We start from the raw sequence: 14,701 nt of genomic DNA on the forward strand, positions 1-14,701 counted from the left end.
GCCATCCTGCGTCAGGTTCCCGTCGTCGTAAATAGGTGACTGTCCCTATTTATCGTCCAGGTTGAGATGCGCGATTGAGTCGCCAAACCTCTGCAGCCGCTCCTCATTAGCTTGATTGAAGTACGGCAAGGACTTCACTGTTTTCCAGAATTGGTCAACAAGCCACGTGATATTCTTGTAGGCAGTGCAGGGGTCAGCAATAGGGAGCACGTTGGCGGACTGCCCAAACGGGTCGAGGAAGCGGAGCGCATTGCCCCCGAAGGCCTCGTAGAGATTCGGGCCGTCGACGTAGCCTTTGGGGTCTCGTTGGAGCCAGCGGCCGTGTTTCATGTCATAGTGGCGGGCGCGGGCGTAGAGGAGGGCCTTGCCGTCGGGGAGGACGTCGACGGTCAGGCCGTGCATGGCGGCGATGCCGGAGTCTTCTGGGGACACGCCCTGGCCGAGGCAGGCGGCGCTGGCGGGCACGTCGGTGCCGCTCATGCAGGTCTGGAAGATGATGTAGTCGGCCCCATCGACGTCGCCGTCGCGGTCGATGTCGGCGGCCTCGCCGATCTGGCAGGTTGGGCCGGTCGTGACGGGCACGTCCGGGCCGCTGAAGCAGCCTTCCAGAAGGGCAAAATCGAGGGCGTCGACGTCGTTGGTCGAATCCTGGTCCAGATTGCAGGATCGTATGCCGCTGCCGGAGAACTGGCCGGTGGGCGAGTAGTTCAGCGGGCGGATGATCTGGCCGTCGGCGCTGCCGGTGCCGATGACCGAGAAGTTGTCGCCGGCCAGGTAGTAGGTGGGAACGGCCGAGCCGTCGGATTTGACGTCATAGCTGACCACCCGCTCGTCGATGTACTGGCCGCCGTTGATGTGGTAGCGGGCCAGGGACTCGACGCCGGCACTGTTGACGTTGTATTCCTCGATGACCGTCTGGCCGGCGTAGTAGTAGTGGCGTTCGGTCTGGCCGATCTTGGAGGCCACCCGCCGGCCGAGGGCGTCGTAAGTGAAGTGGGCCAAAACAGTTGTGTCATCGGCGGCCCGGACCTCGACCAGCCGATTGTATTCGTCGTAGTCGTAGTGCCGCCCTTCCTCGTCGACCGACAGGTTGCCGTCGGCATCGTAATCGAGGGTCTGCGAGCCGATCTGCAGGTACTCGTTGACCCGATTGGTGCCACTGTAGGAGTGGGGCAAGCCGTCGCGAGCCACCGAGCTCTCGCGGTTGCCAACGGGCGAAAGGTCGCAGGCTGAAGAAACTGTTTACCCTACTGAAAACCTCTAGAAGCGGGGGAACAAGACACGCCCGGGCAGGCCTGCGCCGGGCCACGGGCGTCACAGAACCCCTGAAAATGCGAGGTTCCGCCCCCGTTGAGGGTAAACAGCTACAGGCTGAATCTTGAGAGAATCATCCTGACACGTTTTCTTTTCTTGAGAAAATCATCCTGACACGTTTTCTTTTCTTGGTAGCGTCGCTGGTTAGGCACGCTGAATCCTCAAAGATAGCTTTGCGGCGAGAGATAGAACCGTCATCCCTGGCAATCGGCCGGAAGATCGGGCGCCCTTTCCATGAGAACCGTGGGCGCGCAGCCGCAAACAGCAATGAGTGCGCTTGAGAATGCTATTCAAGCTATCTTGTCCATGTCAGGATTGGACACAGAACCCCGCATGAGGCTGGAGGGAAGGGGGTAGCACGTCACGGCGCACCGAATTCTGAATCGTCAAGGGCCGACGAGGGCGTCGGCCCCAGTGAACCTCGCCGCGGCGAGTCGCTTACGGCGACCTGAACCCTCGATCCTTCCTACCTGAGCAGGTTCTCGAACAGGTACAGCCCGCTTTTTCCGGGGGCGACGATGTCGATGTCGCCGTCGTCGTCGATATCGGCCGCAGCGGGGGCGATGCCCAGACCGGCGGGGCCGCCTTGGGCGATGACGTGTCGCTTCCACTGTCTCCTGGCGATGTCAAAGTCGTACCAGTAGATCACTCTCGGATCATTGGCTCCGGGGTCCTTGCCGTTGTGGGCGTAGTAGCGCTTGCCGGCGATCAGCTCCATCCGGCGGTCGTTGTTGATGTCGGCCAGGATCGGAGCGTGGGCCTGCGACCAGCTCTTGTCGATCTCGTGTTTGGACCAGATGCGCTGGCCGAGGGCGTTACGACCTTGCTCCATCCAGTATAACCCGTAACCGTGTCCGATGCCCCAGATCAGATCGAGATCGCCGTCTCCGTCGATGTCATGCACGAGAATCGGGATACTCGCGTCCCCCAGGTCGAACTCGGCATGCCAGACCCATTCGGCCTTGGGGTCGGCCGGCTGTTCGGCCCAGCCCTTGCCGCCAACCAAGTCGTGGCGGCCGTCGCCGTTGATGTCACCGACTCCGATGCCCGGACCGGTGGCATCATTGGGCAGCGGGTGTTTGATCCAGTTGACGCCGTGGGGCATCCGCGGGTCCGGCTTGAACTCGTACCATCCGGGCTCGCCGTCGAAGATGTTGGGTACAATGTCCGTTTGCCCGTCGCCATTGACGTCGAAACCGAAAGCGGTCTCGAAGTGGCCGGGGTCGTCGATCTTGATCACCTCGAACGGATTGGTGCTGTTGCCCGGATGTCGAACCCATGAGATCTGCTTGTTGTGCCAAGCGACGGTGACGTGGTCGATCCAACCGTCGCCATCCACGTCGACCGGGATGTTGGCGAAGTCGTAGTAGTAATTGTCTTGCTCAGGGATGTCGCGGATGAAATGCTTTTTCCACGTCGGGGCTTCGTACCAGAAGCCGCCGCTGATGATATCGAGCCTGCCATCGTTGTTCATATCGCAGACCCCGGCGGCCTCGAAGCGGGACTCGGCGTTGAGTGTGTGCATCCTGAAGGTCACCTCCCGCTGCTGCGCACAGCCGGCCAGGAGGGCCGCGGCGGGAACCCAGATCATCAGGCGGGTCAACATCACTGTGCTCCTTTCTGAAGACGAGATTCACCCATCTGAGCCGGACAAGGCGGCAAAGTCAATGACAGTTGTTTTCGGTCGGCGCAAGCGATTTCGGGCTTTTCGCCTGCGCGATCATCGTTATGATAGGGTCATTCAGCGAGGGCGGTTCGATGCGGCATGTTCGGGTAAGCGACGTGATGTTGGGGAAGGCCTGTCTTTGGCTCGCGGCATGGTTCATGGTCAGCGCGGGCTGCGAGCAATTGCCGGAGCCCGCCAAGCCCGGCGAGCCGGTGAAGCAGCAGGCCAAGCCTGGGGCGCAGGCCGGGCCCGGCCCACAATCGCAGTCTCGCGTTACGCCGGCACCTCCGCCCCGGCCGGTCGTGCCGCCGTTGGTCGACACGTGGCCTCCGAGGGGAGTGTGGGTGCCGCGGGACATCTACAAGTCACCCCGCCAGATCGCCGCGCTGATGGAGGAGGCCAAGCAGGCGGGCCTGAACACCATACTGTTCCAGGTGCGAGGCCACGCCGCGGCTTACTATTTCTCCGCCATCGAGCCGTTCGCATACGAGTTTCCGCCCGGCGGACCGGGTTTTGACCCGTTGGCAGTGGCTTGCCACGAAGCCCACACCCGCGGTCTGGCCATCCATGCATGGGTCAACATGATGCCTGCGTGGGCCGGCGACAAGCCTCCGGACGACCCCAAACACCTTTACCATACGCACCCCGAGTGGTTCTTGTATGACCAGAAGGGCAAGCGGCAGCCGCTGAACGGCTGGTACGTGAGCTTGAATCCTTGTCTTCCGGAGGTGCGCAATTACCTGGTGGGCATCTGTCGCGAAATCGTGACGCGCTATCCTGTTGACGGCTTGCATCTCGATTACATTCGCTTTCCGACGGATCGGTCGCCCCGGGGCAGCGACTATCCTTACGATGCCCGCACGCTGGAGCTTTATCGGCAGGCGACCGGCCTCAAACCGTCGAGCAACCGCAAGACCTGGTCGCAATGGCGGACATACCAGGTGACGCGTCTGGTGTGGGAGATCCACAGCATGGTGAAAAAAGAGCGGCCGAAGATTCGCCTGACTGCGGCATGTCCACCGGACCTCCCCACGGCCAGGAACAACTACTTTCAGGACGGACCGTTATGGCTGCGATCGGGCTATGTGGACGGCATCTTCCTGATGAATTACACCTCGAACAACAAGACTTTTCGTGCGAGGCACGAGACCTGGCAGCGCGAGGCCGGCGGCCGACCGGTGGCCGCGGGAATCGGGATCTACATGCACGGATCCGATGTCACCTCGTTGGAGCAACTGAAAATGGCCCGACAGTGGGGCGGCGGTTTCGCGTTCTTCTCCTCGCCTTACCTGTTCAGCGGATGGCCCACGAGCCGGCAGCGGCTTGCGACGCTCAAGCCGACGTTGCTGGAGATGAAGAATGCGGCCATGCAGAGTCTCCCGCGGCGGGCTTCGCCGCCCACCCCCGGCAGGGCCGTACCTCAAGTGCCGTGAGAATCTCTTGCCGGGGGCTGAGGGAAAAGCTCGCAGGCCGCCCTCTTTCCGGTCGGGGCGTTGCGACTCAGGGAACCAGTGGCGCCAGGGGATCGCACTCATCGCCGACGCCATCGCCGGTGGAGTCAAGCTGGTCCCAGTTCGGCGTGTCCGGGCAGTTGTCGATGCTGTCGCAGACGTCGTCGTTGTCGCGGTCGCCCTCAGGGAAACGCGTCAAGTGGATCTCGTAGGAGGTAATCGTGCTCTGGGAGTCGGCGCACGAACCGGCGGAGCAGCACTTGGTGCAGTCGAAGATCTTGGGTGCGTCGTCCGACAGAATGATGTCCAGTCGGTCGTTCCCGTTCGGGTCCCAGTGGTAGGTTCCCTCCAATTCAAGGAAGGTATTCCCGGGATGGGGCACAAGGTCATCCTGGTCTTCCGGGATGCCGTTGCCGGAACACTGATATTCGCCCGTATACTTGGTGGTCAGGTGTACCTGCTGCCCGTCGTTCGGAGGGTTGATGATGAGCGTGACCGTGACGTCAACGTCGCGCTCGCGCCACGGGTAGAAGGTCAGGGTCTCGGCGTCGAAATCGTAGTAGTATTCAGGGTAGAATCCCTCCGGCCATCCGGACGCGTGGATTTCGATCTGGGGATGGTCAATGGCCCAGGAATCGTGCAGTTCCTCGATCTCGTCCTGGAGGAGCAGGCACTTGGACGGGAAGGCCTCGACATGGTCAGTGTTTACCTCGTCGTAGGTCAGGTTCCCGGAGGCCTCGAACACCGGGTACCAGTGCCAAAGCGCCTCATCCCGCAGCAGGACGGTGGCATTGACGACGGTCCGCTCATCCTGTTTGCCGCTGTGAACCTTGTAGCAACTATAGTATGCCTCGGGGCAAGTCCATTCCCACTCACGGATACGGTGCGTTTCCATGGCGATGGTGCCCGACCACACTCCGCATCGCCGCTTGTTTTCGGGATAGACCTTGGTGCCGTTGTCCAGCCACGGATCCGTTCCTCCGTCCCCGCCGCCACTGCCCGACGAGTCTTCACACGCGTCCCCGACGCCATCGTCATCGGCGTCGAGTTGGTCGGTGTTGGCGTCGTCAGGGCAATTGTCGGCCGCGTCCTCGATACCGTCATGATCGCGATCTCCCGTGGCGACGGGTCCGGACCCACACGGCCCCGTTTGACCCAGGACCAGAAAACTCAGGACGATAAGCGACAAAACACTCCAGATTCTTGCACGCAGCATTGTGATGATGCCCCCCTTGAATGCGGTTGTCTCGAATCGCTTCACAGGTGTCTTTCCAGGACACGATGCCGCCAGTGTACGGCATACGGTCCAGCTGTGTCCAATCTCTCATCTGATTTGCTCAGCGTGCAGGAAACAAAGCCGCACTGTTTAGTCCGTTCCGTCGCGACTGGTGTGCATTTTGCGCGCATGTTTCCGGATCGCGGTGCGCTTGGGTTGCGGCCCGGAAAAAGGCGGTCCGCCTTAGGTCCTGGTTCGGGTCTTGCTCGTGCTGAGGCACGATCTCGATTATCTTGAGTCGGGTCTTGGTGGTCTTGCGGCCGGCCAGGGGTGTGGCCCGACCCACGTCACGAGGTGCCCGATGAAATGCTCATTGCTGAAATCGTTCCAATTGCTCCTATTGGCTCTGATCACGAGCGCGGCAGCCGGAGAACCCATTGCTCCTCCTGAGTGGGCCGTCCGTTATACCGACGGACTCAAGGCCTGGCGGGACATCATCTATTACTGGATTGATCGCCAGAAGCCCAACGGCAGCTTCGGCTTCGGTTGGGGCGAGGATGAGGAGATGGTGGTCGGTTGGCCGGGTGTCATGATGGCCGCCGACGACCGGCGTATCCAGACCGCCCTTGAGCGGATGATCGAGAATGTCTGGTATAACGTGAACATCCAGAACGGCTACGTGTGGCTTGCCACCGATGCCGAGCACGGTCCTGAACCCACCTCTTACGGCACACCCATTCTGCTGTACCAGGAGTTCGGCAGCCCCAAGCTTATCGAGCGCCTCATGGTCACGGCCAGCAACGTTGAGTACTGGACGGCCCACACGCCGCGAGGCGACCGGCACATGCGCTCGACGTACTTCGGCTCGCAGCAACTGTATGAATGGCCGTTCTACGACGAAGATTCCCCCATCAACGCCCGGGCGTGGATCCCGATGATGCAACTCGTACTCTACAACCGGGACCCGCATTTGCTGAAGTATTACCTCGAGTGGGCTGACGCCTGGGCGAAACACGCCATGGAAGAGGTCCACGGCAAGCCGCCGGGCATCATGCCCGGGCAGGTCGCATTCCCGACGGGCGAGCCGGGCGGACACACCCAGAACTGGTGGGGGGCCGGGGCACACGAGTTCAGCAGTCTGTGGTATCAGACCCGCATGCATGAGGTGCTGGCAATCGCCTACGCGGTCACCGGCGAAGATCGCTATGTTCGTCCGATACGGGAGATGCTTCGGTTCTTTTCAACCTATGCCCGGCCGGCGGTGAAGCAAGACGGGCCGTTCCCGCCCGATCGCCTGCCTGCTCAGTACCGGTTTCCGCCGGGTTGGCGTGAGGGCAACGAAAGCACGCGGTGGGCTCGCGATATCGCTTTGGGGCACCTGGGTTGTTGGTATTACTATCTGACCGGCGATACGCAGTTTGACGGCGCCTTCAGCAGCTTGCTTGGCGAAAGGATTGAACGCGGGCCTTTTTCGCGGATCGACCGGCGGATTGTTGATGAGGGCTGGCGGCGGGCAGTGAGCTTTCGCGACAAGTATTTCACGGAAGTGGTGCCCAAGTTGCCGTATGCGGACTCGCTGGCCAATTACGCCGCCGCCTGGTGGCAGAAGCAGTACGGAACGATGACCTTCGGCCAGCGGTGCTTCCACGACGGCGGGCACCTGGCCAACAGCGTCAACTGGCCCTGGGTGGACTTCCCGCCTCCTTCCGTGGTCTGGAAGGATACCGGCTATGAGACGGCCGTCTTCGTGCTGGAGGATGCGCCGCAGCGCCTGCGGGTGGCGTTGTGCAATCTGGGTGAAGACGGCCGGCAGATCGGCATGCAGGTATTCACGCTCGACGATGGCATCTACAACCTGAGACTCGGCCCGGATGGTGATGAAGACGGCGAATTCGACGCGGTGACCACGATTCAGTCGGTAGCAGTGGAACGGGGCACGAGGCTGCGGTTTGCCTTGCCGAACGATGTCACCACGCTGCTGGAGCTGGTTCGTAGATCAGATAGCGGACCGGTGCCGGCGTGGGGCCCGCGGCCGGACCTGGGCCTCGACGCCTGGGACATCATGGTCTCCCGGAGCAAGCCCGGCCCGGGCGAATCGATCACGTTTACGATCCGCGTGCACAACATTGGCAGCCGGCCGGCGGAGAAGGTGAAGGTGCGACTCCTTGGACGCGGCGGCAGCGAGGAGGCTTTGCTTGGTGAAGCCTTGCTCGATCGAATCGACGCGCCGCAGCGACTCGTTCCGAGTTTCGCCGACGTGAAGGTGCCGTGGATTGTGGCCGAGGGTGTATCAACGATCGGAGTCTGCCTCGACCCGGAGGACGCGATTGACGAGCTTTACGAGGGGAACAACGAGGCCTGGGCGGCACTTGCCGATCTGGCCACATCTCAACGGCCGAAGGAGTATGTGGCTCACGCGCCTGCCACTCGTCCAAGCCTGGCGGACGTGAAGGCCGACAACCTGAGCCGTTATGACGTGCCGTTTCGCACCGGAATCCGGCTGGACGGCGTGATCGATGAGCGGGAATGGCGGGATGTTGTGGAGTTCGCGTTCATCCCGCACGCCGACAAGCCGCTCAAGAAGCGAACCTGGATGCGCGTGGCCTATGACGACCAGGCTCTGTATCTGGCGCTGCGGTGCGAGGAGCCCGACATGCAGTGGCTCGACACCGACCTGCGGCGCATGGAGGACATCTACTACAAAGACGGTTTCGAGATTTTCCTCGACCCTGGAGCGCAGGTGTGGCGATACTGGCAGTTTTGTTTCGACACCGTGCCGCACGTGTTTCAGACGCTTTCGCGCAACCAGTTCGCGAAGAAGGCCGCGTGGGAGGTGAAAGTCCACAAGGGCGGGAAGGACTGGTCGGCAGAGGTACGATTTCCCTTCAGCGAATTCGATGTGCCGCCCCCCAAGGCCGGTGACCGCTGGCGGATGAACGCCATGCGTTTCACCACGACCTTTCGTGATCCGGAGCACCCGGAGGCGAAGATCGCCGAGAGATCACACTTTTCGCCCCTCGGCAGGCTACGCGGCCACCATACGCCAGAGTTATTTGGAGATCTCTACTTTCGCGCAAAACCGGAGTGATGAGAACCGAATGACGGAAGAAGACAGAAAGAAGTGGTCAGTGATCAGTTGTCAGTGGTCAGTCATTGGCCAAGGTTGAAACTGAGAACGGATCACTGATGACTGAGAACTTGGCTTCGTCATTCGGATTTCGACATTCGTCATTTCGTCATTTGCATGCGAGGCGGCTCCCCGGCAAGATCCGTGCATGGGGCTCGGAAGGTCCTACATTCGCAGGAAGTTGTCCAGGAGCTTGTGGCCTTCGAGGGTCAGGAAGCTCTCCGGATGGAACTGGACGCCCTCGATGGGCATGGACTTGTGGCGTATGCCCATGATTTCGTCGTCCGGCGCGTCGGTCGTGCGGGCGGTGACCACGAAATCCGAATGCAGAGTGTCGGGTTTGATGACCAGCGAGTGGTACCGTGTTGCAGTGAACGGATTGCTCAAGCCGACGAACAAGCCCTTGCCGTCGTGTTGGATCTCGCTGGTTTTGCCGTGCATGAGCCGCTTGGCGCGGACGATCTCGCCGCCGAAGGCGTATCCGATCGACTGGTGGCCGAGGCACACGCCGAGGATCGGCACCTTTCCGGCGAAGTGTTTGACCACGTCCACGCTGATGCCCGCTTCCTTTGGAGTGCAGGGGCCGGGCGAAATGATGATGTGGTCGGGTCTGTCGGCTTCGATCCGGTCGAGCGTGACCTTATCGTTGCGGTAGACTTTCATCTCGCGCGTGCGGTCGAGTTCTCCGATCCGCTGCACGAGGTTGTAGGTGAACGAGTCGTAGTTGTCGATCAGCACGATCATGCTATTCAGCGTAGGTGTCGGGGCGAGCATTGTCAACGCGGTCTTGCCGGCTACACTGGTGCCATCGTTGCAGGACCGGTCTTTGACCGCGATGCTTGACGAGCCGAGGGGCTTGTCCCTTCGCTATTGATCGAATCCGGAAAGACCGGCAGGATCAACCTGCCGGGTTATCAGGAGAGTCCGAGAATGCGCACAACGACTGCGGGTATCAGTGGTCCAGCGATTCTGTGGGTGGCGGTTGTCGGGTTGCTGATGGCCGGCTGCGGCGGCAAGACCTCAGGTCCGCGGGTGACGGGTACAACGAAGGAGGCGACTGTGGCCAAGATGGAGTTCTCGATGTCGGCCGAGCGGGCCAACGACCCGCGACTCGAGCCGCTGCGTTACCTCGAACAATACGGGAAAGACCACCCGCCGCAATTGGCGTTCGCCGCCAAAGACGCCGCCGAATGGAGGCGATGGCGGCGTGAGCTTCGCAAGCGGCTGTCGGACACCATCGGTTTGCCGGGAATGGACGATTCGGGCAAGCCGGCGACCGAGCCGCGCAAGCTGCGGGTGACCGCCGGCCCGGTAGCTCAGTGTGACGGCTACAAGCGCATGGCGTTCACCATTGAGACGGGCAAGGGCTTGTACGTCCCCGCATTCCTTCTGGTTCCCGACGGTCTCAAGGAGCCGCGTGCTGCCATCCTTTGCAGCCACGGCCACGGCATCGGCATGAACGAACTGGTCGCGCTCACCGAGAAGGGCGAGCCGCGCCAGTACAAAGAGGGCTATCAGCACGATTTCGCCATCCAGGCGGTCAGAGCCGGTTTCGTTACCCTCGTCTTCGACCAGATGGGTTTCGGCAGGCGCCGCGACATTGATTTCCATAAACAACAGAACATGTGGAACCACTGCGAGCAGCCGAGCAAGAACGCCCTGCACTGGGGGTTGAGCATGACCGGCATTCGTGTGTGGGACGCCATGCGCATGATCGACTTCTTGCAGAGCCGTCCCGAGGTTGACCCGAAGCGGATCGGCATGGTGGGCATCAGTGGCGGGGGGCTGGTGACGCAGTTCACCGCGGCCTTGGACGACCGGATCAGGGCCGCGTGCGTGAGCGGTTACCTCAATCGTTACGAGACATGCATCCTGTCAATTCACCATTGCATCGACAACTACGTTCCGGGTATCGGGCTGCAGGCCAACAACGATGACCTAGCCTGCCTGATTGCGCCCAAGCCCCTGTTGATCGAGGCCGGACGAAAGGACCCGATTTTCCCCATCGCGGCGACCGAGGAAGCTCTCCGCAAGCTCCAAAGGTGCTACCGGGTCGCCGGGGCGCCAGAGGCCCTGGAAACAGATGTTTTCGACGGTCCTCACGAATTCAGCGGGGCCAAAACATGGGACTTCTTCGCCAGGCACCTCAAACAGTCAGAATAACGGATTATAAGCCATTGTAATACAAATAGTTATGATCCACGTCGCAGACCGGCCTACCTTCCGGGGATAGGGCTGCGGTTTGCGGCGCGTGATCCTGCCGTGCGTATAAGAGGCTGACTGCCGCCAGGTTTGGGTGCATGGAGGTCGTACCGGTGTTTGCCAGCGGTGGTTTGTTTGACATAAGTGTTTGTGGCTCTTAGGCTAACGTTGGTCAGCAGGTCTTTATAGTTTGTCGTCCCAACCGGTGGATTTCGGCGGGCGAGCAGGAAGAAAGGCCTGATTTGCCAAGGTCAGCGGGGCGAGAATGTGCTCGTAGCCCGATAACTATTTGAGCGGGCAGGTTGGGCGCGGCGGGGGTGCAGGCCTCTCTTCGGGGGGCAGGCTTTGAGCGGATCGGTATGGGGACGTTCACGTACAAGGCGAAGACTACGGGTGGCCAGACCGTCACGGGCGTATTGACGGCCGAAAGCCAGCAGGCGGCAATGCGCATGCTGGACGAGCGGTCTCTGTTTCCCATCAAAGTCGCCGAAGGCGGAACCGCGGCCCGTGCTACCATAACCGGTCGCAGGAAGAAGGTCAGGCTTCGAGTCTTGACCACTTTCTATAGCCAGCTATCCGACCTCCTCAGGGCAGGCGTGCCGGTTCTCCGGGCGCTCGACGTATTGTCGCGTCAGGGGGCCAACCCGCTGCTGGCCGAGATCCTGAAAGAGGTACACACCGACGTCTCGAGTGGTGAATCGCTGGCCGAGGCAATGAGCAAGCACCCCAACGCGTTTACTCACTTGGCAGTCTCCATGGTACACGCCGGCGAACAGGGCGGTTTCCTTGAGGATGTCTTAGCGCGCATCGCGGTTTTTACCGAGCGGCAGGACGAGCTTCGCAACAAGGTTATCGGGGCGATGATCTACCCGTGCGTGTTGATGCTGGCCGGCGTCTCCGTGGTGACGTTCCTGATGGGGTTCGTCGTGCCGAAGATCAAGCCGCTGCTCGAGCGCCAGCAGGTTCCATGGTTGACGACCGTGTTGTTCGCGGTGGGCGATTTCGTCGCCAATCATGGCTGGGTGATTCTCGGTGTTGTTGTCGCACTCGTGGTTCTGGCAGTCGGGCTGACGCGTCGAGAAGAGGCCCGGCGTCTCCTGGACCGCTGGAAGCTGCGCGTCCCGGTTCTGGGGCGAATACTGACCATGGTGGCCATCTGCCGGTTCTGCCGCATCCTGGGAACGCTGCTGGGCAACGGTGTCACGATTCTGCAGGCGCTGAAGATTTCCAAGGACTCGGCCGGGAATCGCATCCTGGCCGAGGCCATCGACCAGGCGGCTGAGAACGTTCAGCGGGGGGAGTCGCTGGCCGCACGGTTGGGGCGAAGCGGACTCTTTCCGGCCGACATTGTGGACATGATTGCGGTGGCCGAGGAGAGCAACAATCTCGACGCCGTGCTGGTGCAGATCGCCGATTCGAACGAGGCCCGCACCAGCCGGCTGGTGGATTTCGGCGTGCGTTTGCTTGAACCGCTGCTGCTCATGGTTATGGCGGCCATGGTATTGGTCATTGCGATCGCCCTGTTGGTGCCGATCCTTCGCATGGGTTCGGCGGGCCTGGGGTGACAGGTACGAGATTGTCCGGGCGTGCAAGTGTGCCCGGTGACGTTGGACAAGTGAGAAAACAGGAGAAGTAGTCCGGATCGAAGGCCGGGCCGGCTCATGTAAGGAGTTGACAAATGCTACAGGTCAAGAGAGTTCGGAATCGTCGTCGCGGGTTTACGCTGCTCGAGATTCTGGTGGTGGTGGGCATTCTGGCATTGCTGGCGGCCTTCGTGGTGCCCAGCCTGATCGGCACGCAGAGGGACGCGTACATCAAGACGACGAAGGCCAATATGGACAGTCTGGCCAGCGTGATGCAGTTGTTCAATCTGCACATGGGACGCTTTCCGAAGGAACTCGCCGAACTCAGGGACAAGCCCGAAGACGATGCTGAGGCGGAGAAATGGAAGGGTCCTTACATTGACAGCCTCGACAAACTCAAGGATGCCTGGGGTCACGAGTTCCAGTACCTTGGAAACGACGAAGCCAAGGCCAACGAGGGCAGCTACGACATCTGGAGCCTGGGGCCGGACGGTGAAGATGGCACCGACGACGACATCTGCAACTGGACGAAGGACAAGTAGCAGATCGCTTGTCCAGCCGTGACCCGTGTGCTTCGCCGCGAGGGGATCACACGGGTTGGCTTTGTGACGGGTCGGGGTCGCCGGAGCGTTGCCGGCCGTCAGCCGCGGCGGAAATGGAAGGTCACGATGCGTCTTCGAGCGTTTACATTGCTGGAAGTCCTGCTCGTGATTGCCCTCATGGGCCTGCTGATGGCCTTGGTCTATCCCAGCTTTGAGTCCGATCGCCGACACCGGTCTTTGACCGAGTCGGCGGAGCGACTGCGGGCTCTGATCGAGATGGCCCACGCCAGAGCGATGCAGGAGGGCATTCGTTACCGCATCTCCTTCCCCGGTACCCCTGATCCCAACGATCCGAATGCAGAGACGGAAGTGGACGTTCCCTTCGAGACGCTTCAACCCGAGGTGGTTCGGCAGATCGATCCGCAGGGCAGCCCGGAAGCGTACGGCGGGTTCGACGCCGACTGGAAGAACCAGCCTATTTTGCAGGCCGGCACGCGATGCGTTTCGGTGCTGCCCGGCAAACCCAGCTATGCCATCAACACCCGTTGGCCGATTGCCGATCCGGGCATGCCGGAGGACAAGACTCAGTTCGTGCCGCTCACCCTGTTTCCCGATGGTACGACGGAATGGGTGACCTTTATCCTGACGGATCTGCCGTTCGACACGGAACTTGAGCCGCACCACTTCACGCGAATCCTGTATCTGATTGTCGACGGTCGTACCGGCCAGGTGTGGATGCAGCGGGCGATGTTGAACGACGAGGTCGAGATCATGCATGAGTATAAGGCCGAGCCGATCATGCATGTCGACTTCGTCAGCCCGGAAGTGATTACGGAGGCGAACATCCTGGACATTCGGCGGACGAGGGCCGTGGGATCGCGATGACGGCCAGGGCGGGTTCTCGCCGGCGGTTTGTCGGGCGAAAGGGTATCGGGGGATTGGGGCGATGGGGCCGATTGGGAAATTGAGAACGACCGGTGGCGAATCAGGAGAGTCTGCCATGCAGCGCGTAGCGTTCCGGAGTTGCCCGGCCGTGCCGGTCGAGTTGCCGGTGCCGCCCGGCGTTGCCGGCGCGATTCGCCGGGCTCGGTGTGGTCGGCGCGGCGTGATGTTGCTGGAGGTCGTCGTTGCGCTGGGCCTGTTGGTGTTCGGTCTGGCCGTCGTCGGTTTGCAGATCGACACCGGCCTGAAAATCGCCAAAACCAATCGGCTCTATACCCAGGCGATGATGCTGGTGGACAGCAAGCTTTCTGAGGTCGAGGCTGGTGTTATCCAGCCGGACATGCTCGAGCGCGAGGTCAAAGGTGATTTTGGCATCATCTACCCGGGCTTCACCTGGCGCATCGAAATCGAACCGACCGAGATCGAAGGCTTCTACATGGCGAAGATCGAAATCGGTTATTGTGAAAACGCCGTGGAGGCACAGATCAACGACCCGATGATGGAAATCGACATCGAGGATCCCGACACCGTGATCGTGCGAACGGCGTATCGGTTGTTCCCGGAGCCCGCGGACATCAACCTGGAGCGGGACTACGGGTTGACCCAGGAGGCCATGGACGCACTGCTGGCCGATCTTGAGGGCCTCGATCCGATGGGT

The 14,701-nt window shown here is 61.2% G+C and carries 11 protein-coding genes; 7 read left to right on the plus strand and 4 right to left on the minus strand.

Annotation, left to right across the window (positions count from 1 at the left end; translation table 11 throughout):
- Positions 1-45: 45 nt before the first annotated feature.
- Complete coding sequence (locus PLL20_18895) at positions 46-1,191, minus strand: RHS repeat-associated core domain-containing protein (protein ID HPD32064.1); 1,146 nt, start codon at positions 1,189-1,191, stop codon at positions 46-48.
- A gap of 589 nt (positions 1,192-1,780) precedes the next feature.
- On the minus strand, positions 1,781-2,920 hold the full coding sequence (locus tag PLL20_18900; GenBank protein ID HPD32065.1) for a VCBS repeat-containing protein: 1,140 nt from the start codon (positions 2,918-2,920) through the stop codon (positions 1,781-1,783).
- Between the two features lie 152 nt (positions 2,921-3,072).
- Between PLL20_18900 and PLL20_18905 the strand changes: the two genes are divergently transcribed.
- Complete coding sequence (locus tag PLL20_18905; GenBank protein HPD32066.1) at positions 3,073-4,413, plus strand: family 10 glycosylhydrolase; 1,341 nt, start codon at positions 3,073-3,075, stop codon at positions 4,411-4,413.
- A gap of 67 nt (positions 4,414-4,480) precedes the next feature.
- Here the strand turns inward: PLL20_18905 and PLL20_18910 are convergent, their stop codons facing one another.
- Positions 4,481-5,692: a thrombospondin type 3 repeat-containing protein gene (locus PLL20_18910; protein HPD32067.1), complete on the minus strand. Its 1,212-nt coding sequence runs from the start codon at positions 5,690-5,692 to the stop codon at positions 4,481-4,483.
- A gap of 316 nt (positions 5,693-6,008) precedes the next feature.
- Here PLL20_18910 and PLL20_18915 point away from each other — a divergent pair, with 316 nt between their 5' ends.
- Positions 6,009-8,735: a CARDB domain-containing protein gene (locus PLL20_18915; GenBank protein HPD32068.1), complete on the plus strand. Its 2,727-nt coding sequence runs from the start codon at positions 6,009-6,011 to the stop codon at positions 8,733-8,735.
- A 204-nt stretch (positions 8,736-8,939) separates the two neighbouring features.
- Here the strand turns inward: PLL20_18915 and PLL20_18920 are convergent, their stop codons facing one another.
- Complete coding sequence (locus PLL20_18920; protein HPD32069.1) at positions 8,940-9,518, minus strand: aminodeoxychorismate/anthranilate synthase component II; 579 nt, start codon at positions 9,516-9,518, stop codon at positions 8,940-8,942.
- A gap of 186 nt (positions 9,519-9,704) precedes the next feature.
- Here PLL20_18920 and PLL20_18925 point away from each other — a divergent pair, with 186 nt between their 5' ends.
- From PLL20_18925 to PLL20_18945, 5 genes are all read left to right on the plus strand, one after another.
- The gene (locus PLL20_18925) at positions 9,705-10,937 is read left to right on the plus strand and encodes an alpha/beta hydrolase family protein (GenBank protein ID HPD32070.1); all 1,233 of its coding nucleotides are present in this window, start codon (positions 9,705-9,707) and stop codon (positions 10,935-10,937) included.
- 398 nt (positions 10,938-11,335) lie between these two features.
- A complete protein-coding gene (locus tag PLL20_18930; GenBank protein HPD32071.1) occupies positions 11,336-12,541 on the plus strand; it encodes a type II secretion system F family protein in 1,206 nt (401 codons plus the stop codon).
- Positions 12,542-12,654: 113 nt separating this feature from the next.
- Positions 12,655-13,101: a type II secretion system major pseudopilin GspG gene (gene gspG / locus PLL20_18935; GenBank protein HPD32072.1), complete on the plus strand. Its 447-nt coding sequence runs from the start codon at positions 12,655-12,657 to the stop codon at positions 13,099-13,101.
- Positions 13,102-13,227: 126 nt separating this feature from the next.
- On the plus strand, positions 13,228-13,986 hold the full coding sequence (locus PLL20_18940; protein HPD32073.1) for a prepilin-type N-terminal cleavage/methylation domain-containing protein: 759 nt from the start codon (positions 13,228-13,230) through the stop codon (positions 13,984-13,986).
- Positions 13,987-14,101: 115 nt separating this feature from the next.
- On the plus strand, positions 14,102-14,701 hold a 600-nt coding region (locus tag PLL20_18945), incomplete at its 3' end, for a hypothetical protein (protein ID HPD32074.1).

The organism is Phycisphaerae bacterium, from assembly GCA_035384605.1.
Classification (GTDB): Bacteria; Planctomycetota; Phycisphaerae; order UBA1845; family PWPN01; genus JAUCQB01.

Excerpts from the sequence above, each read along its gene's own strand:
- PLL20_18900 (HPD32065.1), bottom strand. The coding sequence starts at position 2,920 with ATGTTGACCCGCCTGATGATCTGGGTTCCCGCCGCGGCCCTCCTGGCC.
- PLL20_18905 (HPD32066.1), top strand. The coding sequence starts at position 3,073 with ATGCGGCATGTTCGGGTAAGCGACGTGATGTTGGGGAAGGCCTGTCTT.
- PLL20_18915 (HPD32068.1), top strand. The coding sequence starts at position 6,009 with ATGAAATGCTCATTGCTGAAATCGTTCCAATTGCTCCTATTGGCTCTG.
- PLL20_18920 (HPD32069.1), bottom strand. The coding sequence starts at position 9,518 with ATGATCGTGCTGATCGACAACTACGACTCGTTCACCTACAACCTCGTG.
- PLL20_18925 (HPD32070.1), top strand. The coding sequence starts at position 9,705 with ATGCGCACAACGACTGCGGGTATCAGTGGTCCAGCGATTCTGTGGGTG.
- PLL20_18930 (HPD32071.1), top strand. The coding sequence starts at position 11,336 with ATGGGGACGTTCACGTACAAGGCGAAGACTACGGGTGGCCAGACCGTC.
- gspG (HPD32072.1), top strand. The coding sequence starts at position 12,655 with ATGCTACAGGTCAAGAGAGTTCGGAATCGTCGTCGCGGGTTTACGCTG.
- PLL20_18940 (HPD32073.1), top strand. The coding sequence starts at position 13,228 with ATGCGTCTTCGAGCGTTTACATTGCTGGAAGTCCTGCTCGTGATTGCC.